Source organism: Burkholderia pulmonis (assembly GCF_984667975.1).
In genome coordinates this window covers 3,189,849-3,213,934 of record NZ_OZ480187.1, presented here as the reverse complement: position 1 = coordinate 3,213,934, position 24,086 = coordinate 3,189,849, and the positions used below count along the sequence as shown (strand labels likewise).

Annotated in this window: 25 protein-coding genes; 14 read left to right on the top strand and 11 right to left on the bottom strand. The window is 67.3% G+C overall.

The genetic code is table 11. The annotated features are described in order from the left end of the window. Window positions 1-54: 54 nt before the first annotated feature. Window positions 55-741, top strand: a complete 687-nt coding sequence (locus AC5LXK_RS31205) for a hypothetical protein (protein WP_493392501.1) — start codon at window positions 55-57, stop codon at window positions 739-741. A gap of 33 nt (window positions 742-774) precedes the next feature. Here the strand turns inward: AC5LXK_RS31205 and AC5LXK_RS31200 are convergent, their stop codons facing one another. The 3 genes from AC5LXK_RS31200 to hchA all read right to left on the bottom strand — a co-directional run bounded on the left by AC5LXK_RS31200 (window position 775) and on the right by hchA (window position 3,599). Next, complete coding sequence (locus AC5LXK_RS31200; protein WP_493392500.1) at window positions 775-1,860, bottom strand: ATP-binding protein; 1,086 nt, start codon at window positions 1,858-1,860, stop codon at window positions 775-777. Then, the gene (locus AC5LXK_RS31195) at window positions 1,857-2,594 is read right to left on the bottom strand and encodes a response regulator (protein ID WP_493392499.1); all 738 of its coding nucleotides are present in this window, start codon (window positions 2,592-2,594) and stop codon (window positions 1,857-1,859) included. The genes AC5LXK_RS31200 and AC5LXK_RS31195 overlap by 4 nt, the downstream gene beginning before the upstream one ends. Window positions 2,595-2,717: 123 nt before the next feature. After that, window positions 2,718-3,599, bottom strand: a complete 882-nt coding sequence (gene hchA, locus AC5LXK_RS31190; RefSeq protein ID WP_493392498.1) for a glyoxalase III HchA — start codon at window positions 3,597-3,599, stop codon at window positions 2,718-2,720. 341 nt (window positions 3,600-3,940) lie between these two features. Here hchA and AC5LXK_RS31185 point away from each other — a divergent pair, with 341 nt between their 5' ends. Next, on the top strand, window positions 3,941-5,608 hold the full coding sequence (locus AC5LXK_RS31185; RefSeq protein ID WP_493392497.1) for a fatty acid--CoA ligase: 1,668 nt from the start codon (window positions 3,941-3,943) through the stop codon (window positions 5,606-5,608). A gap of 29 nt (window positions 5,609-5,637) precedes the next feature. On the opposite strand, the gene AC5LXK_RS31180 is transcribed toward AC5LXK_RS31185, so the two are convergent. Beyond that, window positions 5,638-6,057, bottom strand: a complete 420-nt coding sequence (locus AC5LXK_RS31180; RefSeq protein ID WP_493392496.1) for a nuclear transport factor 2 family protein — start codon at window positions 6,055-6,057, stop codon at window positions 5,638-5,640. A gap of 336 nt (window positions 6,058-6,393) precedes the next feature. Between AC5LXK_RS31180 and AC5LXK_RS31175 the strand changes: the two genes are divergently transcribed. After that, window positions 6,394-9,153, top strand: coding sequence for a winged helix-turn-helix domain-containing protein (locus AC5LXK_RS31175; RefSeq protein ID WP_493392495.1), 2,760 nt, complete (start codon window positions 6,394-6,396; stop codon window positions 9,151-9,153). A 51-nt stretch (window positions 9,154-9,204) separates the two neighbouring features. Here AC5LXK_RS31175 and AC5LXK_RS31170 read toward each other — a convergent pair whose 3' ends face one another. Beyond that, window positions 9,205-9,585: a BON domain-containing protein gene (locus tag AC5LXK_RS31170; protein ID WP_493392494.1), complete on the bottom strand. Its 381-nt coding sequence runs from the start codon at window positions 9,583-9,585 to the stop codon at window positions 9,205-9,207. A gap of 350 nt (window positions 9,586-9,935) precedes the next feature. On the opposite strand from AC5LXK_RS31170, the gene AC5LXK_RS31165 reads away from it, so the two are divergent. After that, entirely contained in the window at window positions 9,936-10,697 is a 762-nt protein-coding gene (locus AC5LXK_RS31165; RefSeq protein WP_493392493.1) for an isochorismatase family protein, read from the top strand. Window positions 10,698-10,823: 126 nt separating this feature from the next. On the opposite strand, the gene AC5LXK_RS31160 is transcribed toward AC5LXK_RS31165, so the two are convergent. Both AC5LXK_RS31160 and AC5LXK_RS31155 read right to left on the bottom strand, forming a co-directional pair. Continuing rightward, window positions 10,824-11,186, bottom strand: coding sequence for a winged helix-turn-helix transcriptional regulator (locus tag AC5LXK_RS31160; protein ID WP_493392492.1), 363 nt, complete (start codon window positions 11,184-11,186; stop codon window positions 10,824-10,826). A gap of 167 nt (window positions 11,187-11,353) precedes the next feature. After that, entirely contained in the window at window positions 11,354-12,226 is an 873-nt protein-coding gene (locus tag AC5LXK_RS31155; protein ID WP_493392491.1) for a LysR family transcriptional regulator, read from the bottom strand. Window positions 12,227-12,318: 92 nt separating this feature from the next. On the opposite strand from AC5LXK_RS31155, the gene AC5LXK_RS31150 reads away from it, so the two are divergent. From AC5LXK_RS31150 to AC5LXK_RS31140, 3 genes are all read left to right on the top strand, one after another. After that, complete coding sequence (locus AC5LXK_RS31150; RefSeq protein WP_493392490.1) at window positions 12,319-13,458, top strand: NAD(P)H-quinone oxidoreductase; 1,140 nt, start codon at window positions 12,319-12,321, stop codon at window positions 13,456-13,458. A gap of 133 nt (window positions 13,459-13,591) precedes the next feature. Further along, window positions 13,592-14,575 carry a LysR family transcriptional regulator gene (locus tag AC5LXK_RS31145; RefSeq protein WP_493392489.1) on the top strand — a complete coding sequence of 328 codons (984 nt, stop codon included), beginning with the start codon at window positions 13,592-13,594 and terminating at the stop codon, window positions 14,573-14,575. Window positions 14,576-14,623: 48 nt separating this feature from the next. Further along, window positions 14,624-15,004 carry a BON domain-containing protein gene (locus AC5LXK_RS31140; RefSeq protein ID WP_493392488.1) on the top strand — a complete coding sequence of 127 codons (381 nt, stop codon included), beginning with the start codon at window positions 14,624-14,626 and terminating at the stop codon, window positions 15,002-15,004. Window positions 15,005-15,085: 81 nt separating this feature from the next. Here the strand turns inward: AC5LXK_RS31140 and AC5LXK_RS31135 are convergent, their stop codons facing one another. After that, the gene (locus AC5LXK_RS31135; protein ID WP_493392487.1) at window positions 15,086-15,241 is read right to left on the bottom strand and encodes a DUF3309 family protein; all 156 of its coding nucleotides are present in this window, start codon (window positions 15,239-15,241) and stop codon (window positions 15,086-15,088) included. A 129-nt stretch (window positions 15,242-15,370) separates the two neighbouring features. Next, window positions 15,371-15,577, bottom strand: coding sequence for a DUF1737 domain-containing protein (locus AC5LXK_RS31130; protein WP_493392486.1), 207 nt, complete (start codon window positions 15,575-15,577; stop codon window positions 15,371-15,373). Window positions 15,578-15,756: 179 nt separating this feature from the next. Here AC5LXK_RS31130 and AC5LXK_RS31125 point away from each other — a divergent pair, with 179 nt between their 5' ends. From AC5LXK_RS31125 to AC5LXK_RS31100, 6 genes are all read left to right on the top strand, one after another. Continuing rightward, complete coding sequence (locus tag AC5LXK_RS31125; protein ID WP_493392485.1) at window positions 15,757-16,431, top strand: histidine phosphatase family protein; 675 nt, start codon at window positions 15,757-15,759, stop codon at window positions 16,429-16,431. 19 nt (window positions 16,432-16,450) lie between these two features. Beyond that, the gene (locus tag AC5LXK_RS31120; RefSeq protein WP_493392484.1) at window positions 16,451-17,482 is read left to right on the top strand and encodes a phosphotransferase; all 1,032 of its coding nucleotides are present in this window, start codon (window positions 16,451-16,453) and stop codon (window positions 17,480-17,482) included. Window positions 17,483-17,541: 59 nt separating this feature from the next. Further along, window positions 17,542-18,306 carry an SDR family oxidoreductase gene (locus AC5LXK_RS31115; protein ID WP_493392483.1) on the top strand — a complete coding sequence of 255 codons (765 nt, stop codon included), beginning with the start codon at window positions 17,542-17,544 and terminating at the stop codon, window positions 18,304-18,306. Window positions 18,307-18,313: 7 nt separating this feature from the next. Then, the gene (locus AC5LXK_RS31110) at window positions 18,314-19,072 is read left to right on the top strand and encodes an SDR family NAD(P)-dependent oxidoreductase (protein ID WP_493392482.1); all 759 of its coding nucleotides are present in this window, start codon (window positions 18,314-18,316) and stop codon (window positions 19,070-19,072) included. A gap of 33 nt (window positions 19,073-19,105) precedes the next feature. Further along, window positions 19,106-20,350, top strand: coding sequence for an acyl-CoA dehydrogenase family protein (locus tag AC5LXK_RS31105; protein ID WP_493392481.1), 1,245 nt, complete (start codon window positions 19,106-19,108; stop codon window positions 20,348-20,350). A 76-nt stretch (window positions 20,351-20,426) separates the two neighbouring features. Beyond that, window positions 20,427-21,332, top strand: a complete 906-nt coding sequence (locus tag AC5LXK_RS31100; RefSeq protein WP_493392480.1) for a LysR family transcriptional regulator — start codon at window positions 20,427-20,429, stop codon at window positions 21,330-21,332. Between the two features lie 21 nt (window positions 21,333-21,353). Here the strand turns inward: AC5LXK_RS31100 and AC5LXK_RS31095 are convergent, their stop codons facing one another. Continuing rightward, window positions 21,354-21,794: a DMT family transporter gene (locus AC5LXK_RS31095; RefSeq protein WP_493392479.1), complete on the bottom strand. Its 441-nt coding sequence runs from the start codon at window positions 21,792-21,794 to the stop codon at window positions 21,354-21,356. 138 nt (window positions 21,795-21,932) lie between these two features. Between AC5LXK_RS31095 and punR the strand changes: the two genes are divergently transcribed. Further along, window positions 21,933-22,835 (top strand): DNA-binding transcriptional activator PunR, encoded by a 903-nt coding sequence (punR, locus tag AC5LXK_RS31090; protein WP_493392478.1) that lies wholly within the window; start codon window positions 21,933-21,935, stop codon window positions 22,833-22,835. A 271-nt stretch (window positions 22,836-23,106) separates the two neighbouring features. Here punR and AC5LXK_RS31085 read toward each other — a convergent pair whose 3' ends face one another. Next, window positions 23,107-23,988, bottom strand: coding sequence for a LysR family transcriptional regulator (locus tag AC5LXK_RS31085; protein ID WP_493392477.1), 882 nt, complete (start codon window positions 23,986-23,988; stop codon window positions 23,107-23,109). Between the last annotated feature and the right edge of the window lie 98 nt (window positions 23,989-24,086).

Here is a 24,086-nt window from a genome sequence, read left to right as displayed (position 1 = left end):
TCCTGTTTCAGCATGCCGGACCCACAGACGCAACGAAACACCACGGGTGAAGAATTGACCGACAACGACGAACTTTTGCTCCGCCGGGACAGCCGCTTCTGGCAGCTCGCGCCGGTGAAATGGTGGATTCGCGGCCATGGCCGCGACGGCTATTCGTTCCGTCTGCTGCTGCTCCCGCTCGTGCTCGTGTGCGTGCTCGAATTCGTCTGCATGATGGCCGAAGCGCTGTACACGAGCATCGCCGTCAGCGCGGTCGCGACGCTGTTCCTCGGCATTGCCGGGTTCTACGGCGCGCAGCGCGAATGGCTGATGACGTCCGTGACCGCACGGGCGCTCGTGAAGGCGCGCATGAAGAAGGCGGCCGAGCGGTTCTCGTCGCTCGGCGTCGGCGCGACCGTGCTCGCGATCTTCGTCGCCGCGACGTCGCTGTCGCTCGTGATGTCGGGCCAGCCGGTGCTGGACAGCGTGTCGAAGGATGCGGTGTCGATCTTCATCGCGCTGGTGTTCCTGCCGGTGTACGTGTCCGGCGCGGTGCGCAAGCTGGCGATCGCGCGGATCGAGGAACTGGAGGCGCTGCGTCACGCGACCGTCGGCACGAAGCTGAAATTCGACCGCGCCGGCGCGGTGCGCGCGGTGGTCGTGCAGGGCGCGGCCGGGAAAGGGACGGTGTCCGCGATGGAGTACACGGTGCTCGGGTTCAGTCCGCCGCTTGAACAGGTCGGGCGCGAATCGCGCGCGTGAAGGGGTGAAGGTTCAAAGGGGCAAGGGCGCGCGTTACGCCGGGAACCGTTCGCTGTCGGGCGCCGGCACGAGGGTGTCGGGCCACTGCACCTCGAACCGCGTGCCGCCCGCGCCGGTCGGCACGCAGAGGGCTTCGCCGTGATGCGCGTGCGCGATCGCCGCGACGACGGCGAGCCCGAGGCCCGTGCCGCCGGGTTTCGTATCGTCGACGCGCCGGAACGCCTGGAACACGTGCGGCGCGAAATCGGCCGGGATGCCGGGGCCGTCGTCCTCGACGCGCAGCCGGCACATGCCGTTCTCGATGCGCGTCTGGATCCGGATCGTGCCGGGCACCGCATGGCGGCGTGCATTTTCCAGCAGCGCGAGCAGGGCCTGGCGGATGCGGACCGGGTCGCAGCACATGCGCCGCGGATCGAGATCGAGTTCCGGATGCTGGCCGGCGGCATGCAGCGCGTGTGCGAACACGTCGACCACGGCGCGCACGTCGACAGCGAGATCGGCGTCGCGGATCTCGATGCTCAGGTGACCGCTGTCGGCGAGGCTGACCACGCGCAGATCCTCGATCAGCCGCGTCAGCCCTTCGACCTGCGTGAGCAGGCTGCGGTACAGCGCTTCGCTCGGTGTGAACACGCCTTCGGCGAGCCCCTGCAGCCGCCCGCGCAAGACGGTGACGGGCGTGCGCAGTTCATGGGCGATCGCCGCGTTCCAGAACGTCTGTTCGTCGGTCACGCGTTGGAGTTCGCTCGCGAGCGCGTTGAAGTTGTCGGCGAGCAGCGCTGCTTCGTGCAGCGAACGGTCGCCGGCGACCGCGCGTGCGCCGAGATCGCCGCGGGCAACGCGGCGGATGCTGTCCGTCACCGAGTTCAGCGGTACGAGGATGCGGCGCGACAGGTTGATCGCGACGACGATCGCGATCAGCAGGCCGACCAGCGTGGTCGAGCTGATCCACACCCACTCCGGCCCGCTCGGGAGCCAGCTTTCCGGCTGGAACGACTGCGGCGAGTACTTGTACAGCAGGTAGTAGAACGCGTAGGCCGTCACGACGATCAGCACCGTGATGCCGAATGCGATCGCGCCCATCGTCAGCGCGATCTGGCGGCTCAGGCCATCGAGTTTCAATCGCCGCTCCACAGTTTGTAGCCGACGCCGCGCACGCTGGCTGGCGTGCCTTGCACGCCGAGGTCGTCGAGTTTCTTGCGCAGCTTGCTGACGTGGCTGTCGACCGTGCGCTCCAGCGCGTCGCCTTCCGGCAGGCAGGTGGCCATCAGCTCGGCGCGGCTGAATACGCGGCGCGGCGCACGCGCGAGCTGCGCGAGCAGCTTGAATTCGGTGAGCGTCAGCACGAGCGTGTGGCGCGTGCCGTCGACCTCGACCGTCGCTTCGTGGTGCTCGAGATCGATCTCGAACGGCGCGGCGCGCAGCACGCGCTGCTCTTCCTGGCGCGAGCCGGCCATCGACCGGCGCAGCACGGCCTGGGCGCGCGCGACGACTTCGGCCGGGTTGAACGGCTTGACCACGTAGTCGTCGGCGCCGATGCGCAGCCCGGTCAGCTTGTCGATGTCCTGGTCGAGCGCGGTGAGCATGATGACCGGCGTATCGCCGCGATGGCGGATTTCGGCGAGCACCTTCCAGCCGTCGACGTGCGGCATCTGCACGTCGAGCAGTACGAGGTCGGGTTTCAGCGACAGGTGGAGTTCGAGTGCGCGGCGGCCGTCGGCGGCGTGCACGGTGCGCAGGCCGTTGCGCGCGAAATAGGCGAGCAGGATCTCGGCGATCTCGGGTTCGTCCTCGGCGATGAGGACGAGCGCTTGCGCGCCCTGGCCGGCGCCGGGAGATGAAGAAAATTCGGGCATGGCCACTCGTTCAGATCCATCGGGGTTCCATCGAATCGCCATACTACCGCACCGCCCGTTCCATCGAACGGAGGCTGGCGGCCGCGCCCCGGCAGGACCTCGCCCGGGGCGCGGCGCGCACCGTCAGTGCCCGACTTCCTTCAGCAGGGCGGCGGCCGCGAGTTTGCCGATGCCGTTCGACGCGAGCGGGCTGTCGCCCGTGATCAGTTTGCGGTCCTGATGGCAGCGGCCGGTCATGTCCTTGTTCAGCACGCGTGCGCCGAGCTTTTCGAGGCTCTGTGCGACGAGCCACGGCAGCGGGCCCGGCATGTAGCCGATGTCGAGGTTCGGCCCCGTGTCGAGCGCGTCCGGAAACACGCAGATCTCGTAGTCCTTGAACGCATAGTCCTGCGGATTCTCGTCGACGGCGGCCGACAGCAGGCACGCGGGCCCGTGGCACAGCGTGATGATGTGGCGGTCGTTGTCGAGCGCCCAGTGCAGTGCCCGCTTGACTTCCTTGCTGTGCGGAATCGCGGCGAGGACGCCATGGCCGCCAGGAATGAACACGGCGATATACGGCGAATCGGCGCCGAGATGCTGGTCGAGCACGTCGGACAGCTTGAGCGGCGTCTTGAGCTTCGACAGGTATTTCCGGTAGGTGTCCTGCACGGCTTCGTCGTCGTGCGGCATTGCCCAGAGTTCGAGCTTGGCCGGATTGCCGGACAGCGTGGCGATATCGATTTCGAACCCGGCCTTGTCCATGTGATGCATCGGCAGCAACATCTCGACCGGGTGGTTGCCGGTCGAGAACATCTTGCCGTTCGTCATCAGGATGTAGCGCTCGTCAGTCGCGATCATCAGGACTTTCCACTTGCCGCCGGTGTACGGATTCGGGTAGTCCGCGCCGTCGAAGTCGGTCTTCGACGACGTGTATTGCGACAGCGAATATGGCGACGGGAAAAACGCATTGTCTTCCGCGGGATCGGGTGCGGGTGTGCGGTCCATCTGCGTCGTGTCGGAAGTCATGGCTGCTCCTTGCTCGGGGATGGGTTCAGGGGGAGGGCATGGACCGGCGCACGCGCGTGCCGGAGGGGCGCTTTCGAATCGGCGGCGCGGCGGTTCGTTCATGTCCCGGTCGGGCGGACGGGTACCCCACAGGGAGGATACGCGCTGCGAAGCATCGTACAGCGGGGTCTTGCCGCGAGCGCCTCCCCGAACGGGTGGGTCGCGCGTCGCGGCAGCCGTGATACGCGTACGGACGGCCGGCGGGCGCCGGCTCCCCCCGGACAGGGGGGACGCGAAAGCCGGCTCGTCCGGTATCGTGGCCGCACGCTCGACGACCGGACCGGTCGCCTATGGAGACCTTCATGAATTCGTCATACCCGCACCCGCACGACGAACCGGCGCCGTCCGCCCACTCGTATCCGCTGCTGATCGGGCAACTGCTGCATGCGCCGCTTGCGACGCGGCCCGAGCAGGAAATCGTGTACGGCGACCGGGTCCGGCACGACTACTGGACGTTCCGGCATCGCATCGGGCAGCTCGCGAGCGGATTGTCGTCGATCGGCGTCGGCGCGGGCGACGTCGTCGCCGTGATGGACTGGGACAGCCATCGCTACCTGGAGTGTTACCACGCGATTCCGATGATGGGCGCGGTACTGATGACGGCCAATGTCCGGCTGTCGCCCGATCAGCTGCTGTACACGCTCAACCATTCGGGCGCGGGCGTCGTGCTGGTTCACCGCGACTTCCTGCCGCTGCTGGCGGGCATGCGCGACCGGCTCGACACGGTGCGGCACGTCGTGCTGATCGCCGATGGCGACGAAGCAGGCCTGCCGGACGGCTTCGTCGACGAATACGAGCAGCTCGTCGCGGCCGGTTCGCCCGATTTCACCTTCCCCGATTTCGACGAGCAGACCCGCGCGACGACCTTCTATACGACCGGCACGACCGGGCTGCCGAAGGCCGTGGCGTTCACGCATCGGCAGCTCGTGCTGCATACGCTCGCGGGCATGGCGGCGTTGTCGAGCGCGCGCGATCGCGGACGCGTGCATCGCGACGACGTCTACATGCCGATCACGCCGATGTTCCATGTGCACGCATGGGGCATGCCGTACATCGCGACCGCGCTCGGGCTCAAGCAGGTCTATCCGGGCCGCTATTCGCCGGACGGATTGCTGGCGCTGATCGCGCGCGAAGCAGTCACGTTTTCGCATTGCGTGCCGACGCTGCTCGCGATGATTCTCGACTGCCCGGCGTCGACGGCGGCCGACCTGTCGGCGTGGAAGGTGATCGTCGGCGGGTCGCCGCTGCCGGAAGGCCTCGCGCGGGCGGCGCTGGCGCGCGGCATCGACGTGTACACGGGTTACGGCATGTCGGAAACGTGCCCGCTGATGACGGTCGCCCAGGTCGATCCGCCGCCGTCCGCTGGCGCTGCGGCAGGCGATGACGAGATCGCGCGCCGGACGAAGGCGGGGCTGCCGTTGCCGCTCGTCGACCTGCGCATCGTCGACGCGCAGTGTCGCGACGTGCCGCACGACGGCCGGTCGGCGGGCGAGGTCGTCGTGCGGATGCCATGGGCGACGCAAGGCTATCTCGGCGATGCGCCGGCGTCGGCGGCGCTGTGGGCCGGCGGCTACCTGCATACGAACGACATCGGCGTGATCGATCCCGACGGCCGGCTGCAGATCACCGACCGGATCAAGGACGTGATCAAGACGGGCGGTGAATGGGTCTCGTCGCTCGAACTCGAGGACATCCTGTCGCGCCATCCGGCCGTGCGGGAGTCGGCGGTGATCGGCGTGAAGGATGCGCGCTGGGGCGAGCGCCCGCTCGCGCTGGTCGTGCTGGCCGACGAGCATGTCGGCCGCGTCGACCCGGCGGCGCTTCGCGCGCATGTGAAGGCGGTGGCCGACCGCGGGCTGATCTCGCGCTATGCGGTGCCGGACCGGCTGCTGATCGTCGACGCGATCGAGAAGACGAGCGTCGGGAAGATCAACAAGCGCGCGCTGCGCGAGCGCTACCAGCCGGACTGAGCGGCGCTTCGGCCGCGGGCGGCATCGGGTCATCCGATCGTCGCCTTGCCGAGATCCTCGAAGAACCGGACGTTGTCCCAGAAGGCGGCGAGCCGCACGATCCTGCCCTTGGCATCGAACTCGAACAGGAATGCGTGCCGCAGGGAGAACGACCGCCCGCGATTCCGGATGCCGAGAAATCCCTGAGCCTGTGTGCCGCTGATCGTCACCTCGGCGGTGGCGTGGCGGCCGGCGTTATCCGCGTGAATCGCGTCGATCGTGTTCGACAGGTCCGGAAAGGCTTCCAGCAGCGCACGCCAGATCATCCTGCCGTGCGTGGCCGCCGGAGCGGGTGCGCCGAGCGGTGCGTAGTCGAGTGTCGCCCGAGGGGAAAAGAACGCGAGCATGCCCTCGATGTCATGCTTGCGGTACTGGTCGAAGAAGCGGACGACGACGTCGCGACGATTCATGGAGACTCCTAAAGACAAAACGGAACGGCGGCCCCGGCGTGCGGAGCGGCTGCGCAGGATGCCGCCAGCGTCAGGATGGAACGACTCGTTTGCGCAACGCAGCCCCCCCGAACGGGGGGCTGAACATCACGCGGCCGATCGAGAACAATACGGGTCCTTTTGTCGCCGGCCGGCACGGGACACGATCCCGCGCGCGACGGTACGGATATCACCTACTTTTGACGGCCGGCGCCATGTCGCTATGCTGTTTCGGCGTACGGCCCGATCGGGCCGGTCGACGGCTTCGCCATCCGGGCGGGACGGACACGCGCACAACGCGAGGAGAACGGGAACAGCATGACGTCCAGGGACAGCAGACACGCGCCCGAACCTGCGGATACCGACGGGATCGAAGTACTCGTGCGGACCAAGCTTGCGCCGGCGTCGGCACGCGGGATCGTGCCGCGCATCGACCGGCTCGGCCGGCTTCGGCGCGGCCTCGACCGACGGCTCACGCTCGTCTGCGCACCGGCCGGGTACGGCAAGACAACGCTGCTCGCGGAATGGCGCAACGTGCTCGTATCGACCGGGGCAAAGGTCGCGTGGGTCAGCCTCGATGCGGACGACGACAATGCGTCGATCTTCTCGTCGTACGTCGTCGCCGCGATCGTCGAGGCGACCGGCGGCGTCGGCAGCCGCGCGCAGCAGTTGCTGCGCGACCGTGCGCTGATCCCGCTGAAGACGGTATTCGACGAACTGCTCAACGAACTGGAAGCCGCGGATGTGACGCTGTTCCTGATGCTCGACGATTTCGATCGCCTGGCGTCGTCCGCGATCCACGGCGCGATGTTCGAACTGTTGCGCTACGCGCCATCGAATCTGCACGTCGTCCTGTCATGTCGCTCGACGCCGGCGTTGTCGCTCAGCTATTTCGAATCGCGCGACGAACTCGTCAGGATCGACGAGGACGATCTGCGTTTCGACGACGCGGAGGCACGGTCGTTCTTCGAGCGCGTCGCCGGCAAGTCGCTCAATGCGGAAAACGTCGAACGCCTGCGCGCGGCGACCGAAGGCTGGGTGTCGGGCCTGCAGCTCGCCGCCCTCGCGTTGCGTGACGACAGCGATGCGGCGCGCGTCGCGGAGCAGGTGAGTCATGCACGCGCCGGTATTGCCGCGTACATGAACGAGAACGTGATGACGCAGGTACCCGACGCGATCCGCCAGTTCCTGCTGTGCACGGCGGTACTGGACCAGATGACGCCCGCGTTGTGCGACGCGCTGACGGGGCGCGACGACGCGGCCGATTGCCTCGACTGGCTGGGCGCGCACAACCTCTTCATCCGCTCGGTCGACGGCGGCCGCCAGAGTTACCGTTATCACGCGCTGTTCCAGCAATACCTGCGCGAGGAACTGGCGCTGCGCCAACCCGATGCGGTCGCCGCGCTGCATCGCCGGGCGAGTGCCTGGTACGCGGCCGAGCGGCACTGGCCGGATGCCGTCCGTCACGCGCTGGCGGCGGGCGATTTCGACGCGGCGGCCGGCTGGGTCGAAGCGTGCGCGATGAAGCTGATTGCGGCGAGCGACGTGCGCACCGTGCTCGACTGGGTGTCCCGTTTGCCCGAGCCGGCGCTGGCAGGCCGCCTGCGGTTGCGGATCGCCCATGCATGGGCGCTTGCGCTGTCGATGCAGATGGTCGACGCACGCCGGGCGCTGGATACGATCGAGCGCGATATCGACGCGTTGGGAGGCGACACGGATGCGGCGACGGCCACCGAACTGCTGGCCGTTCGCTCGCTGATCGCAGGCCTGTCCGACCACAGCGGCGAGTCGCTGGCGCTCGGCGCACGCGTACTGGAGGCCGCTCCGCAGCCCGGCTCGTGGATCGAGCAGATCGGGCAGACGACGTTGATTTTCGGGCTCGGCTACGCGGGACGCATCGACGACGTGCTGGATCTGCGCGCGCGTGCGGACCGGGCGGCATCGGGCCGGGAGCCGCTTTACGCGAACGTCTATCGGCAGAACATGGCGGGGCTGGCGGAGTTCGTCACGGGCCGCCTGCACGATGCGTCGAAGACATTCGAGGCGGCATTGCGCGCCGCGGAGCGATCCGCGGGGCGGCTGTCGGCCGCGACGGCGCTGTCGGCCGGCTACCTGTCTGCGCTCTACTACGAATGGAACGAATGGCCGAAGGTGCGTGAAGCCCAGCGCGACCGCTTCGACATCGCGATGCAGGCCTGTTCGCTGGGGCCGCTGTTGCGGTTCACGCAGACGGCCGCGCAGTTGCAGTTCCACTCGGGGAACGACGAGCGCGCGCATGAAATGCTGGACGACGCCGATCACATCGCCTGCAGCCGGCAGTGGCTGCGGTTGCGCGTCGCGTGCATGGCGACCGGCATCCGGCTTCACGTGAGCGCGGGCAAGCTCACGCCGGCCCACCGCGTCGGGCGGGCGCTCGCGGCGCTCGTGCCGGACGCGCCGCCGGGGGCGGCGTCGAGTGACGTCGAGACGTGGCAGATGGCGCAATCGGCGCGGGCCCGGCTGCTCCTCGCCGATGCGCGCGCGGACGAAGCCGCCCAGGTCATGGCGATCGTGCACGACACGCTTGCGACGCACGGATTCCATTGGTTCGCGGCACAGGCCGCCGTGCTGCGTGCGATCGCACTCGAACAGGCCGGCGACGAGGGCGCGGCGCTCGACATTCTCGCCGGTGCGCTGGCGTACGGTCAGGCGAACGGGCTGGTCCGCACGTTCCTCGACGAAGGCCAGGCTGTCGAACGCATGACGGCACGCATGCTGAAGGGGGGCGACCGGTTTCCGACGGTCGACGCATGGTATTTGCGCGATCTCGCGCGCGCGTTCGACGCGGACCGCGCATCGAACGCGGTGCCGCCCGGGACGCCAGGCAACCTCAGCGTGCGCGAGGTCGAGATACTTGACTATGTCGCGCGCGGCTTGTCGAACAAGGAGATCGCCCGTGCGCTGCGCGTCGCGCCGGAGACGATCAAGTGGCATCTGAAGAACATCTTCGAAAAGCTCAACGTCACGTCGCGCATTCAGGCCGTGCGCAGTGGCCTGGCACTCGACTCGCGACGCTCGTCCGTGCGCGAGGACGAGTAAGCCGATCGCGGCGGCAGCAGTGCCGCCGTGCGATCGCGCGCCGATCCGTGCTTACTGGCCCGGCTCCCGCACGCTTAACCGGTTGTCGACGCTTGTCACGCCCGCGACGGATTGTGCGGCGCTTCCGGCCAGTTCTATCTGTTGCGTGTCACGGACGGAGCCGGTGAGCAGCACGGTGGTGGATTTCGCCTGCACGTGGATATGCACGACGTTCAGCCCCTGGGTGCGCGACAGTGCGCGCCGCACATCCTTCGCAAGTTTCCGGTTCTGGGCGCGTGCGGCGTTGCGGGCCGTATCGGCGGCGGGCGCGGGCGATGCCTCCGGGTTGGCTTGCACGGTGATATCGGCAAGCTGGATCTGGGCCTGGACGGAAGCAGCCGGCAGCGAGACGGCGAGGATGGCGATGAAGGCTGAAACGGAGGGTCGAATCATCAAGGTATTCCTGTTTGACAAGCTGGCGTGGCGGCGGGTCGAGCATCGAACGGATCGCGCAGGGAAGCGGCATTCCGGTCCGGGCAAGCCCCCGGATACGGGCGCGGTGCGGACACCCGTACGGCGCGAGCATGAGGCGACGGATGCGCGAAATCAGCCCCCCGATCAGGGGGCGGGTACGCCGAACGTGGCACGGACAAGGGCGAGCCGGATCGAGCCGTGCAAATGCCGTCTGGTTACCGGTTGGTAAGCACCTTACGTCGTGAAGATGTGCGTGATAGGGTTGCATGGCGATCGCGATCGGATTCATTCGCCGGTCGCCGTGGAAATCATTCATTAAGGAGAGCAAAATGAGCAGTCGACCGGCCGATATCGTCAGTCCCGTCACCAACCGGATTCAGCCGCCCGCCGTTTCACCGGACGATGCGGTACGAGCAGGCCGGGCCGCTTATGACAAGCCGACGATCGACAATGCGATCTTCCTGTTCATCGATCATCAGATCGGCCTGATGGCCGGCGTGCGCGACTTCGGTTCCCTCGCCGAGTATCGCAGCAACGTCGTGGGTCTCGCGCGTACGGCGAAGGCGCTGAAGATGCCGGTGCTGATCTCGTCGTCCAACGCGCAGTGGCAGAACGGCGACACGCTGCCCGAGCTCAAGGAGCTCTTCGGAGACGAGCCGATCTATCGCCGTACCGGCATCATCAACTGCTACGAGGACCGCACCTTCCGGGATGCGCTCGAGACGCTCGTTCGGCAGACCGGGCGGCGACACATCATCATTTCCGGCGTGACCATCGGAACGTGCTGTACGTTTCCGACGCTGTCGATGCTGCAGGACGGCTACAAGGTGTTCCCGGTCGTCGACGCTTGCGGCGCGTGGAACCACTACGAAGCGCAGGCCGCGATGTCGCGGATGAGCAAGGCCGGGGCCGAGCTGGTCACGACGTTTCCGCTCGCGTGCGAACTGCAGGCAGACTGGAAACTTCCGAGTGCGAACGACATGCTTGCGCCGTTCATCCAGAATCTTCCGGAGTACGGTTTCGTGCTCCAGAACTACTGGAACAACGCGAACCAGCATACGGTTGCGGATCCGTTCGGGATGGTGAAGTAGCCGGTGCATGCGCGACGGGCCCCGCCGTCGCGCTGTTACGGTCGAGCCATTCCGGGCGCTGCCGCGACGCACGTCGACACGGCATGCACGCCGGGTTCGCGAACGACACCGTGCGGCTTTGCGGGTTCAGCCCGGGGAGCCATCCTCGAAGAGTCGGGCGGAAACCTGCTCCATGGTGCGGAACACCGGCTCGAGCCTCCTGCCCCGCTCCGTGAGCGTGTATTCGACATGAGGGACCGACGCTTCGCGGATGGTTCGCCTGACGATCTGCTTCTGCTCGAGGTTGCGCAGCTTTTCGGTCAACACCTTGGGTGATACGGGCCCGATCGTTCGCTCGATTTCCGCAAACCGGCAGGCCTTGCCGTCCATGAGAAGCCACAAGATCCTCAGTGTCCATGCACCCGAAAGAAGGTCCATGCATTGCTCGAACGGGCACGGCTGCTTCGACGCGGAAAACGGCGGAGCGATAGCCGGATCGGATTGACTCATGGCGGTCCTGACAGTGCGTGCATTGACGAATATCTTACATCGCGCTGCAGCGGGCGATCGTGTCACCCGGCATTGCAACCGCACATAAATCGGGGGGGCATCGCGGTAAATCGGCGCGAATCTCCCCGGGGCACGGGTTTCGCATGAAACCGGCGGGCCAGCCGCGTTCATCGGTGCGCGGCGAACGCGAACAGGAATTCGTCGATCGTCGCGCGAATGCGCGCGGTATGGCGCAGGTCGCGATGCGTGACGAGCCAGACTTCATACGGCACCTGCCGGATCTGCGTCGGCCAGACGCGTACCAGGCCGTCGCGTTCGCCCATGTATATCGGTATCTCGCCGATCCCGAGGCCCGCTCTCAGTGCTGCGCGCAACATCAGGTTCGAGTTCATGCGCGCGACGACGCGGCCCGCGGCGATCGGTTCACCGGCGAGGGTCGGCGTGCGGCTCGCGTCGATGTACGGCTGGTAGACGGCCAGGTCGTGGCCGGCGAAAGCTTCACCTTGCCTGGGCTCGCCGTGCCGATGAAGGTAGTCATGCGAAGCGAACAGGCCCATGTCCCAGCATGCGAGGCGGCGCGCAACGAGATCGGGATTCTCGGGCCGCACCGTGCGGATAGCGATGTCCGCCTCGCGTTTCGCGAGGTTCAGAATCTGCGTCGACGTGCTTAACGCGATCGATACATCGGGATATTTCGCATGCAGTCGCGCGATCGACGGGATGACGAATTCAAGCGCGAGCGCATCGGTCGTTGTGATCTTCACCTCGCCGGCGAGCCGCCGGTCGACGCCCTGCGTCAGCCGGACCAGCTCGTGCGCGTGCTGTTCCATCGCCTCGGCCGCGCGCAGCGCCAGTTCGCCGACCGGCGTAGGCAGGTAGCCCTTCGACGAACGCAGGAACAGCGTTGCGCCGAGCATGTGCTCGAGCGTCGCGAGCCGCCGCCCGACCGTCGCCTGATCGACGCCGAGCGTCTGCGCCGCGCGGCGCAGTGTGCGCTCGCGATGGATTGCGAGAAAGACGCGCGCGTCGTCCCAGTTCATCGTTTGTCCCGACTGATGCATTTTTGCATTCCCCGACCGGCAATTCGCTGCGTGCCCGCGAGCGGCATCGCCCATAGACTGGCCTCACACACATGGCGATGCCGCGATTCGGGGATGGCCCGCGAATCGGCCGTGCATCGACGAACGTTGAGGATCATATCGTGACTGATGACGCGAAACCCCTTCCCGCCGACATGACCGCGATCGAAATCGTGCGCCCCGGCGGCCCTGACGTACTCGAGCCTGCGACGCGCGTCGTACCGTCGCCGGGCCCCGGCGACGTGCTGATCCGCATTCACGCGGCCGGCGTCAACGGCCCCGACGTGCTCCAGCGCAAGGGGCTGTACGATCCGCCGCCCGGCGCGTCGGACATTCCCGGCCTCGAGATTGCCGGCGAGGTGGTTGCGGTCGGGCGCGGCGTCACGCGGTTTGCCGTCGGCGATCGCGTCTGCGCACTGATTCCGGGCGGAGGCTACGCGGAATACGCGCTGGCGAACGAGAGCAACACGCTCGCGATTCCCGACGGCCTCGGCATGGCCGAAGCGGCCGCGTTGCCCGAGACCTTCATGACGGTCTGGCTGAACCTGTTCCAGCGCGGCCGGTTCGCGGCCGGCGAAAGCGTGCTGATCCACGGCGGCGCGTCGGGTATCGGCACGACGGCGACGATGCTGGCAAAGGCATTCGGCGCGTCGACGATCATCACGACCGTTGGATCGGACACGCAGCGCGACGCAAGCATGCGTCTCGGCGCGGATCTCGCGATCGAATACCGCCGCGAGGATTTTGTCGATGCGGTCGCGCGTTTTACCGGCGGCAAGGGCGTCGACGTGATCGTCGACATCGTCGCTGGCGACTACGTCGCGCGCAATTTCGCGGCGGCCGCGATGAACGGCCGCATCGTGCAGATCGGCGTGATCAACGGCCCCGCGAAGGAGCTCGACCTGTTCCCGATGCTGACGAAGCGGCTCACGCACATCGGCTCGACGCTGCGTTCGCGCACCTACGCCGAGAAGGCGGAGCTCATTCGCGAGCTCGAGGAGGCCGTGTGGCCGCTGATCCGGCAAGGCATCGTCAAGCCGCAGGTCTACCGGTTGTTCGATCTTCGCGACGCGCGTGCGGCACACGCGCTGATGGATTCCGGGCGCCATATCGGCAAGATCGTGCTCGTGACGCCGGCGGCCGATCGATCGCTGCAGGACGCCGTCGACGGAAACGCCAAGCATTCCACATGATCGGCCCGCGCTTCAGCCCCCCGGTCGGGGGGCTGAAGGCGCGACGGAGAATGTCCGACAATCGGTGACACCGAATGCGTCGCCGCGCCCCGCCGGCGTGTCGCATGGATGCAGCACTGAACGATGAGTCGAAATGGACATGCTCGAGAACATGCGGACGTTCGTGCGCGTCGTGCAGGCCGGCAGCTTCACCGCCGTGGCGAAGCAGACCGCTGTCGCGACCGCGCAGGTGTCGAGAGCCGTCGCGAGCCTGGAGGCGTATGCGCAGATTCGCCTGCTGCACCGGACGACCAGGAAGATCGCGCTGACCGACAGCGGGCGCCGTTACTTCGAGCGCCTGCAGTCGATCCTCGGCGACGTCGACCAGGCGAACGCCGAGGCCAGGAACGCGCTGGTCCGCCCGTACGGACGCTTGCGCGTGCACACGATGCCGGGGCTCGGGCAGAGCCACGTGACGGAGTCCGCCGTCGCCTATCAGGCGCGCTTTCCTGAAGTCGCCATCGAGATGACCTATTCGCAACGCATGCCCAATCTCGTTGAAGAGGGCTACGACGTGTCGGTCGTCACCGCATCGAGCCTGCCCGATTCCGTCTACATCGCCCACTCGTGCGGCACGTCGTTCAGCGTGCTTGTCGCCTCGCCGGCGTATCTCGACCGCCACGGCATGCCGTCCACGCCCGCCGACCTTGCCGGCCATACGTGCCTGCGCCTCGATACACCCGCGGAAGCGAACGGCGAATGGCTGCTGCATGGTGCGGGCGGCAAGACCGTCTCGCATGCCGTGCCGGCCGCGCCGTTCCAGGCGAATGCGCCGGAGGCGCTGTCGATCGCGCTGCGTGCCGGGCTGGGTATCGGATCGCTCGCGACCTATTCGGCCATCGACGACCTGCGAAGCGGGCGGCTCGTCCGCGTGCTGCCGGACTATCGGCTGACGATGCTCGACGTGTACGCGATGTACGCGTCCCGCCGCTTTCTGGACGCGAAGGTCCGCACCTTTGTCGATCATTTGCGCGCGACGCTGTCGCCCGCGCTGAAAGCCGACGCGCGTGCGCTGGACGCGATCGCGGCGCCGCGCGGCGGAGACCGTGCCCGCGCGATGTCCGGTGTCGCGGCCTGATGGCCCATCCACCCGCAGTTCCCGTTCGTTCCTGTTGAGGAGAATCCGATGAAGTCCCGTTTTGCAATCGTCGTTGCAAGTTTCGTCGCGCTGTCGCCGATCGTCGGCCATGCGCAGTCCGCCACGGTCGCCGCGCCCGCCGAGCAGGCCGCCGCGTCGTCGGCCACTTCGCCGCGTGCGGCGAAGAAAGCGGACCGTGCGGCCGACCGCGCGTTCGCGAAGAAGGTCCGCCAGGCGATCGCGAAAGCGCCCGGCGTCGGCCATGCGCAGGTCACCGTGTTCGCGAAGGCGAAGACGGGCGACGTGACGCTGGCCGGGCTGATCACCGACGAATCGCAGGACCGGGCCGCAGTGGACGCGGCCCGCCAGGTACCGGGCGTGACGTCGGTGAAGAGCAGGCTCCAGCTGCGGCTGGAAGGCAGCCAGTAACGGGTTGCGTGTGCCGTCGCCGGCGACGGTGGCGGCACCATGACGACCCGGGGCGCCGGGGCACGATCGTGTCGCCGTGCGTCAGATGTGCCCGAGCAGCACCAGCACGACGACGATGATGACGATCAGCCCGACGCTTCCCGATGGCCAGTAGCCCCAGCTTCGGCTGTGCGGCCATGACGGAAATGCGCCGATGAGCAGCAGAATCAGTATGACGATAAGAATCGTACCGAGCATCGCACCCCTCCTGTAACGTGGTCGACATGACGGAGGGGGCTGTCGCAATTTGTGTGCCGCATCGGGCGACGGCGAAGCCGTGCAGTGCCGATCCCGGCCCGGGCGGTTCGCCCCGGGGCCGGCGGGCGATTACGCGCCGGAAGCCGTGCCGTCGCCGTCAGGCCAGAGCAAGGCTTGCGCGACGACGACGTGAACGCCGTTGAAGGTGGCGGCGGGCGATCCGTACAGGCGGTAGCCGAGCGCCAGCGCTTCCGATACGCGGTGGCAGAACACGGCGTCGTCCTTGCCCGTCAGCAGGCGGTAGCGGGGCAGGTCGTTCGGCGGGGATTGAGACATGGGCGAGGCTCCTGGCAACAGACGGTCGGGTCGGCGCAGTATAAGTCGGCCGGCCCGGCCGCGCGCGCCGGTACGAACGGGCAGGAATTCGCATGGTGAATACCCATTCATTCATCAAATAAATTTTAAAAATGACAGCCGGCTCGCTATGCTGAATCCTTCACTCTGGCGGGCATGCGATGGCTGAACTCTTTCTGGTACGGCACGGGCAGGCGTCGTTCGGCACCGACGACTACGACCGGCTTTCCGCGGGCGGCGTGCAGCAGGGCGTCTGGCTCGGCGAATACTTCGCGCGGCAGGGCCTCGAATTCGACCGCGTGATCTGCGGCACGATGAACCGCCACGCGCAGACGGTCGACGCGATCCTGCGCGGGATGGGCCGGGAAGGCGCGCCGGTCGACCGCCATCCGGGCCTGAACGAATACGATTTCCACGGGTTGTTCGCGGCGGCCGCCAGCGACTACCCGGAGGTTGCGCGGCTCGCGGCCGGCTCGATGAAGGAACACTTTCGCGCGCTCCGGCAGGTGCTGCAGCTGTGGACCGAGGACAAGCTCGGCGACGCGGCCCCCGAAACCTGGTCGAATTTCCAGCAGCGCGTGGCCGACGCCCGCGCCGCGATCCGCCACGGCGGCGGCCAGCGCGTGCTCGCGGTGAGCTCCGGCGGCCCGATCGCGGTCACCGTTCAGCAGGTGCTCGCGGCGCCGCCGTCGAGCGCGATCGCGCTGAACCTGCAGATCCGCAACAGCAGTCTTTCGCAGTTTTTCTTCAACGCCGATGCGTTCCATCTCGCGTCGTTCAACGGCATCCCGCATCTGGAGGATCCCGAACGGCACGCGCTGCGAACCTACGGCTGACCCACGAACGATCGCGACGATGACGAACCCTTCCCAGCAACTCGACGTAGCCCGCCTCACGCGTTATCTGGAAACGCACGTGCCGGGCTTCGAAGGCCCGGTCGACACGGAGAAGTTTGCCGGCGGCCAGTCGAACCCGACTTTCCTGCTGAACGCGAAGAGCGGCCGCTACGTGCTGCGCCGCCAGCCGCCGGGCGAACTGCTGAAATCCGCGCATGCGGTCGACCGCGAATTCCGCGTGCTGACCGCGCTGTCGGGCACCGCGGTGCCGGTCGCGCATCCGTATCACCTCTGCGAAGACCGCGACGTGATCGGCAGCCTGTTCTACGTGATGAGCTTCGAGGACGGTCGGATCTTCTGGGATCCGGCGTTGCCGGAACTGCCGGTGGCCGATCGCGCGACGTGCTACGACGCGCTGCTGCAGACGATGGCCGCGCTGCACGACGTCGATGTCGACGCTGTGGGCCTGGCCGACTACGGCCGCCCCGGCAACTACTTCGAGCGCCAGATCGGCGTGTGGACGAAGCAGTATCGCGCGGCCGAAACCGGGCGCCTCGACGCGATGGAGACGCTGATCGACTGGCTGCCGAAAGCCTGCCCCGAGGATACGGGCCGGCCGGCGCTGGTGCACGGCGATTTCCGGATCGACAACCTGATGTTCGCGCAAGACGGCTATCGCGTGCAGGCCGTGCTCGACTGGGAACTGTCGACGCTCGGGAACCCGCTCGCCGATCTCGCGTATTTCTGCATGTGCCTGCGGCTGCCGTCCGGCGGGCAGGTGCGCGGGCTCGCGGGCCAGGATCGCGCGGCGCTCGGCATCCCGGAGGAAGCGGCGATCGTCGCGCGCTATTGCGAACTGCGCGGCATCGAGCCGATCCGCGACTGGCACTTCTACCTCGCCTTCAGTTTCTTCCGGCTCGCGGCGATCGCGCAGGGCGTGAAGGCGCGCGCGCTGCAGGGCAACGCATCGAGCGAGCAGGCATTGCGCGTCGGCGAAATGGCCGGCCGGCTGGCCGAACTGGCCGTCGGCGTGATCGACGCGCACCGCTGATATCGCCAGTGTCGCCGGGCGGCGACACGACAACCCAATCAATGGAGGAGCACAGCAACATGGCAACGAATCTGTTCGACCTGACGGGCAAGATCGCCCTGGTGACGGGCGCGAGCCGCGGCATCGGCGAGGAAATCGCGAAGCTGCTCGCGGAGCAGGGCGCGCACGTGATCGTGTCGAGCCGCAAGCTCGACGACTGCCAGGCGGTGGCCGACGCAATCGTCGCGGCGGGCGGCCGCGCCGAGGCGCTGGCGTGCCATGTCGGGCGGCTGGAGGACATCACCGCGACGTTCGAGCATATCCGCGGCAAGCACGGCCGCCTCGACATCCTCGTGAACAACGCGGCCGCGAACCCGTATTTCGGGCACATCCTCGATACCGATCTCGCGGCGTACGACAAGACCGTCGACGTGAACATCCGCGGCTACTTCTTCATGTCGGTCGAGGCCGGCAAGCTGATGAAGGCGCACGGCGGCGGCGCGATCGTCAACACGGCGTCGGTGAACGCGCTGCAGCCGGGCGATCGCCAGGGCATCTACTCGATCACGAAGGCGGCCGTCGTCAACATGACGAAGGCGTTCGCGAAGGAGTGCGGGCCGCTCGGCATCCGCGTGAACGCGCTGCTGCCGGGGCTCACGAAGACGAAGTTCGCGGGCGCACTGTTCGCGGACAAGGACATCTACGAAACCTGGAAGGCGAAGATCCCGCTGAAGCGCCACGCGGAGCCGCGCGAAATGGCCGGCACCGTGCTGTATCTCGTGTCGGATGCGGCGAGCTACACGAACGGCGAATGCATCGTCGTCGACGGCGGCCTGACGATCTGAGCGTGCGATGAAGATCGACAGCTACGCCGGACAGGCCGTGATGATCACCGGCGCCGCGAGCGGCTTCGGTGCGCTGCTCGCGAGCGAACTCGCCGCGATGGGCGCGCGGCTCGCGCTCGGCGACCTGAACGGCGAAGCGCTCGAACGCGTGGCCGCGCCGTTGCGCGCGGCCGGCGCCGACGTGATCGCGCAGCGCTGCGACGTGCGCGTCGAAGCCGAGGTTGCCGCGCTGGTGCATGAGGCTGCCGCGCGCTTCGGACGGCTCGACGTCGGCATCAATAACGCGGGCATCGCACCGCCGATGAAGGCGCTGATCGATACCGAAGAAGCCGATCTCGACCTGAGCTTCGCGGTGAACGCGAAAGGCGTGTTCTTCGGGATGAAGCACCAGATCCGCCAGATGCTCGCGCAGCGCGAAGGCGTGATCCTGAACGTCGCGTCGATGGCCGGGCTCGGCGGCGCGCCGAAGCTGGCCGCGTATGCGGCGTCGAAACATGCGGTGGTCGGGCTCACGAAAACGGCCGCGCTCGAATACGCGCGCCACGGCATCCGCGTGAACGCGGTGTGCCCGTTCTACAGCACGACGCCGATGGTCACCGACAGCGATATCGGCGACCGCCAGGATTTTCTCGCGCAGGGCTCGCCGATGAAGCGGCTCGGCCGTCCCGACGAAATCGTCGCGACGATGCTGACGCTGTGCGCGAAGGAAAACACTTATCTGACCGGGCAGGCCGTCGCCGTCGACGGCGGTGTCTCGGCCTTCTGACCGAACGGAACACGGAATCTCGAGGAGTCGATCATGGACTTTGGCTACACCCCGAAAGTGGACGCACTGCGCGAACGCGTGCGCGCATTCATGGACGCGTACATCGTGCCGCGCATCCGCCAGTGGAACGAGGAAGTGCACGCGGGCCAGTACCCCGTGTCGTTCATGGAGGAGCTGAAGGAGCGTGCGAAGGCGGAAGGGCTGTGGAACCTGTTCCTGCCGCACCTGAAGGACGACGAGCCCGGCATGGGCCTGACGAACCTCGAATATGCGCCGCTTGCCGAGATCATGGGGCGCGTGGGCTGGGCGTCGGAGGTGTTCAACTGCAATGCGCCGGACACCGGCAACATGGAGCTGCTGCACATGTTCGCGACGCCCGAGCAGCGCGAGCAGTGGCTGCTGCCGCTGCTGCGCGGCGAGATCCGCTCGGCGTTCGCGATGACGGAGCCCGACGTCGCGTCGTCGGATGCGACGAACATCACGACGCGCATCGAGCGCGTGGGCGACGAGTACGTGATCAATGGCCGCAAGTGGTTCATCACGAACGCCGCGCATCCGAACTGCAAGATCTTCATCGTGATGGGCAAGACCGATCCCGATGCCGAGTCGCACCAGCAGCAGAGCATGATCCTCGTGCCGCGCGATACGCCGGGCGTGACGGTCGTGCGCAACATCACGGTGGTCAACCACTACGCGCCGGAAGGGCACTGCGAGATCACGTTCGACAACGTGCGCGTGCCGGCGCGCAACCTGCTCGGCGAGGAAGGCAGCGGCTTCGCGCTCGCGCAGGCCCGCCTCGGGCCGGGCCGCATTCATCACTGCATGCGTTCGATCGGCGCGGCCGAGCTGGCGCTGGAGCTGATGGTCGACCGCGCGCAGTCGCGCGTCGCGTTCGGCAAGCCGCTGAACCGGCACGGTACCGTCGGCGAATGGATCGCGCGTTCGCGCATCGAGATCGACCAGGCGCGCCTGCTGGTGCTGAAGGCCGCGTGGATGATCGACAAGGTCGGCGCGAAGGCCGCGCGCAAGGAGATCTCGATGATCAAGGCGCTCGTGCCGACCGTCTATACGGACGTGTGCGACCGCGCGATGCAGGTGTTCGGCGCGGCCGGGTTGAGCCCCGATACGCCGCTCGCCGACCTGTGGACCTGGGGGCGCGCGCTGCGCTTCGCCGACGGCCCGGACGAGGTGCACCTGCAGGCGATCGCGCGGATGGAGATCAAGGACGGCGAGCCCGGTGCGACCGCACCGTATCTGACGCCGCCGCCGCGCGGCTGACCGGCCGCGCGACCCGCCACGCGACATGGACGAACGGATGGCGCACGCCGTAAGATGCCGGCAAGGAGATCCGGCGATGCGCCTTTCGAAGATTGATCTGAACCTGTTCGTCGTATTCGAGGCGATCTACAACAAGCGCAACCTGACGCGCGCGGCCGAGGTGCTGAACCTCACGCAGCCGGCCGTCAGCAACGCGCTGGCGCGGCTGCGCAAGACGCTGAACGATCCGCTGTTCGTCAGCACGCCGGCCGGAATGATGCCGACGCCGATGGCCGAGAACATCGTCGGCCGCGTGCGCGAGGCGCTGCAACTGCTCGATTCGAGCGCGCACGAAGGCGACGTGTTCGATCCGGCGTCGTCCGAACGCGTGTTCCGGCTCAGCATGAGCGACCTGACCGAAGCGCTGCTGCTGCCCGCGCTCGGCGAACTGCTGCAGACGCATGCGCCCGGCATGCACGTGCGCAGCTACACGATGGACCGCCGCGAAGTCGCGACCGCACTCGCGAACGGCTCGGTCGACATCGCGATCGACGCGCCGCTGATCGGCGATCCGCACCTGCACCAGGCGCTGCTCGTGCAGGACCGCTATGCGTGCATGATCCGCGACGATCACCCGTTCAAGGGCGACACGCTCACCATGGACGACTACCTGTCGATGGGGCACATCCACGTGTCGAGCCGCCGCAAGGGCAGCGGGCACGTCGATGCGGAGCTGACGCGGCTCGGGCTGCGGCGCAACATCCAGATGCGCGTGCAGCACTACATGGTCGCGCCGCTGATCGCGATGCGCGGCGATCTCGCGCTGACGGCGCCGCTGCGGCTGCTGCAACGCTATCCGGCGCGGATTCTCGAACTGCCGTTCGAGATGCCTGGGCTCGACTACTTCTGCTACTGGCATCGCAGCGCCGATCAGGACCAGGGCAGCCAGTGGCTGCGCGAACAGCTGACGACGCTGATGGGCGGGATCGGCGAGCCGCAGTGACGCGCATGCGGCGGCCCTCGATTACTTCGACGCGAGCCAGACCCCCGCGACGATCGCACCGATGCCGGCGAAGCGCGTGACGTCGAGCGGCCGCGTCATCGCGCCGAACCAGCCGAAATGATCGAGCAGCGCCGACACGATGAACTGCGTCGCGACGATGATCGTGAACGCCGTCGTCAGGCCGAGCTGCGATGCCGTATAGCCGATCGATCCGGCGATCACGAGGCCGAGCACGCCGGCCGACAGCGCATACCACGGCACTGACGTCCACGCGCGGAGTTCGCCGCCCTGCTGCGCGGCCAGCAGCACGATCGCGAGCAGCGCGCCGCTGATGTAGTTCACGAAGATCCCGCCGGTCGTGCCGATGCTCTTCGACATGAGCCCCATGAATTGCCCCTGCAGCGCGACCGCGCAGCCGCCGATCGCCGCGATCGCGGCCAGCCCGATGATGTTGTTTGCCATGTCCCCTCTGCCCGTTGCGTGCCGATAAATGTCGAACCACGAATACTGCGGGTAACAGTATCGGTCTGGGCCGGACGGGCGTGAAACGGTATATTTTCACGCGCGCATTCAAAAGAATTCACGGCAAGGAGACGCGGGGTGCTGTCCATCGAGTCGCTTCAACTGATCGAGCTGATCGCGCGCACGCGCAGTTTTACGGCCGCTGCCAACGCGCTGCATCGCGTGCCGTCGGCCGTCAGCTATGCGGTCCGGAACATCGAGGACGAGCTGGGCGTCGTGCTGTTCCAGCGCCTGCACCGGCACGTCGTGCCGACCGAAGCCGGCGAGCATTTCGTGAACGAGGCGCGCGACATCCTGAAACGGATGGACGAGATCCGCCGCGACACGCTGCGCGTCGCGAACGGCTGGCAGCCGAGCCTGTCGATCGCGCTCGACAACATCGTGTCGAGCCGCCGCATCGATGCGCTGATGGCCGACTTCTATCGCCGCTTCGACAACGTTGAACTGATCGTGCGGATCGAGGTGTTCAACGGCGTCTGGGAAGCGCTGGCGACCGGGCGCGCGGACATCGCGATCGGCGCGACGACGGCCGTGCCCGTGGGCGGCGAATTCCGGTTTCGCGACATGGGCGCGATCGAGTGGGCGTTCCTCGCGAGCCCCGATCACCCGCTCGCCGGTGCCGACGCGCCGCTGTCGGCCGACGCACTCGTCGCGTTCCCGTCGATCTGCCTCGAAGACACGTCGCGCGACATCCCGCGTCGCGATACGTGGCTGCTGCCGGGCCAGCGGCGGCTCGTGGTGCCGGACTGGCAGCGTGCGATCAATTGCTTCGTCGAAGGGCTCGGCATCGGCTACATGCCGCGGCATCTCGCTCGGCCGTTCGTCGACACCGGGCGGCTGGTCGAGAAGGCACTGCGCGAGCCGAAGACGCCGAGCCCGTGCTGTGTCGCGTGGCATGCGCAGAAGACCGCGCCGGTGATGCACTGGGTGCTCGACTATCTCGGCGACAGCGCGCAGCTGCACGCCGAGTGGATTTCGTGAGCGCGGGCGCGGCGATCAGTCTTGCAGCGCCTGTGCCGGCACGCGGGCCCCATGAAATGTGCCGTGCGGTGTCCGTCGCCTGATGGAAGACAGGCAAATCTGCGGCGCTGAACATCCTATCGCCGCAAGGGCGGTAGACACGTCGATGCGGAGCTGACATGGGTCGGGCTGCACCGCACGTCCGGATGTGTGTGCAGCACGACATGGTCGTGCCGCTGCAACTGATGGTGCCGATGGGCGAGTTGATGTGACGCACTTGACGCGGGCAGCGTCAGCTTGCTTTTGCCGCTGCCTCGACCGCGCCGCGAAAGCGCTGCAACGCGGGCATGTCCGCCATCGTGGCGAGATGGATCAGCGCGATTTCGCCCACCGGCATCACCGGAAAGCCGCCGACTCTGCGCACCACGCCCATGCGCGCATAGTGCAGGACGGCCGACTGCGGCGCGATGGTCAGCGCACCGAGCGCGTCGGCCATCTGCAGGTTCGTGTGAAACGACATTGATTCGACCAGCGGGCGCGGCGGCATCAGGCCGTGATCGACGAACAGCGCGTCGAAGGCGCGACGCGTGTCCGTACCGGTGTGCGGGATGATCCAGTCCTCGCGCCGCAGCTGCTCGGTCGAGATGCGTCGCGCATCGGCGAACGGATGCGCGAGCGGGCAAGCGATCGCCAGCGGTTCCTCGTACACGGGGAGAATCGTGACGTCGAGGCCATCGAGCTTCGACAGCGCTTCTGCCTCGGCGCGGCTGATGATGCAGTCGATCCTTCCGGTGGAAAGCGCATCCAGCAGCCCCGACACATTCGATTCCATGATCGTGAGCCGCGGCATGGGCGCATCCCGCAAGTGCCGCATGATCCGCGGCAGCAGCGCGACGCTGACGACCGGCAGCATGCCGATGCGCAGGAGCGGCCGGCCCTCGTCGTGGCCGTCGCCGGCAAGCGCCACGTCGAACTGTGCGAGCGCGATCCGCAGCCGCTGCAGGACGGCTTCGCCGTCGGCCGTCAGCCGTCCGCCGCGTGCGCCGCGCGTCACGAGCATCGTGCCGAACACCGCTTCCATCTCCTGCAGCATTTTGGTGACGGCCGGCTGCGACAGGTGCAGCGTACGCGCGGCTGCCGCGAGCGATCCGCCGTCCGCGACGAGCTCAAGCATGCGCAAGTGCCGCAGCCGCAGGAAATTGCCGGCATTGCGTCGTCCGGAAATCAGGTCGGGATTCACGTTTTCGGAAGTCTAGTTCATGAATCTTCAAT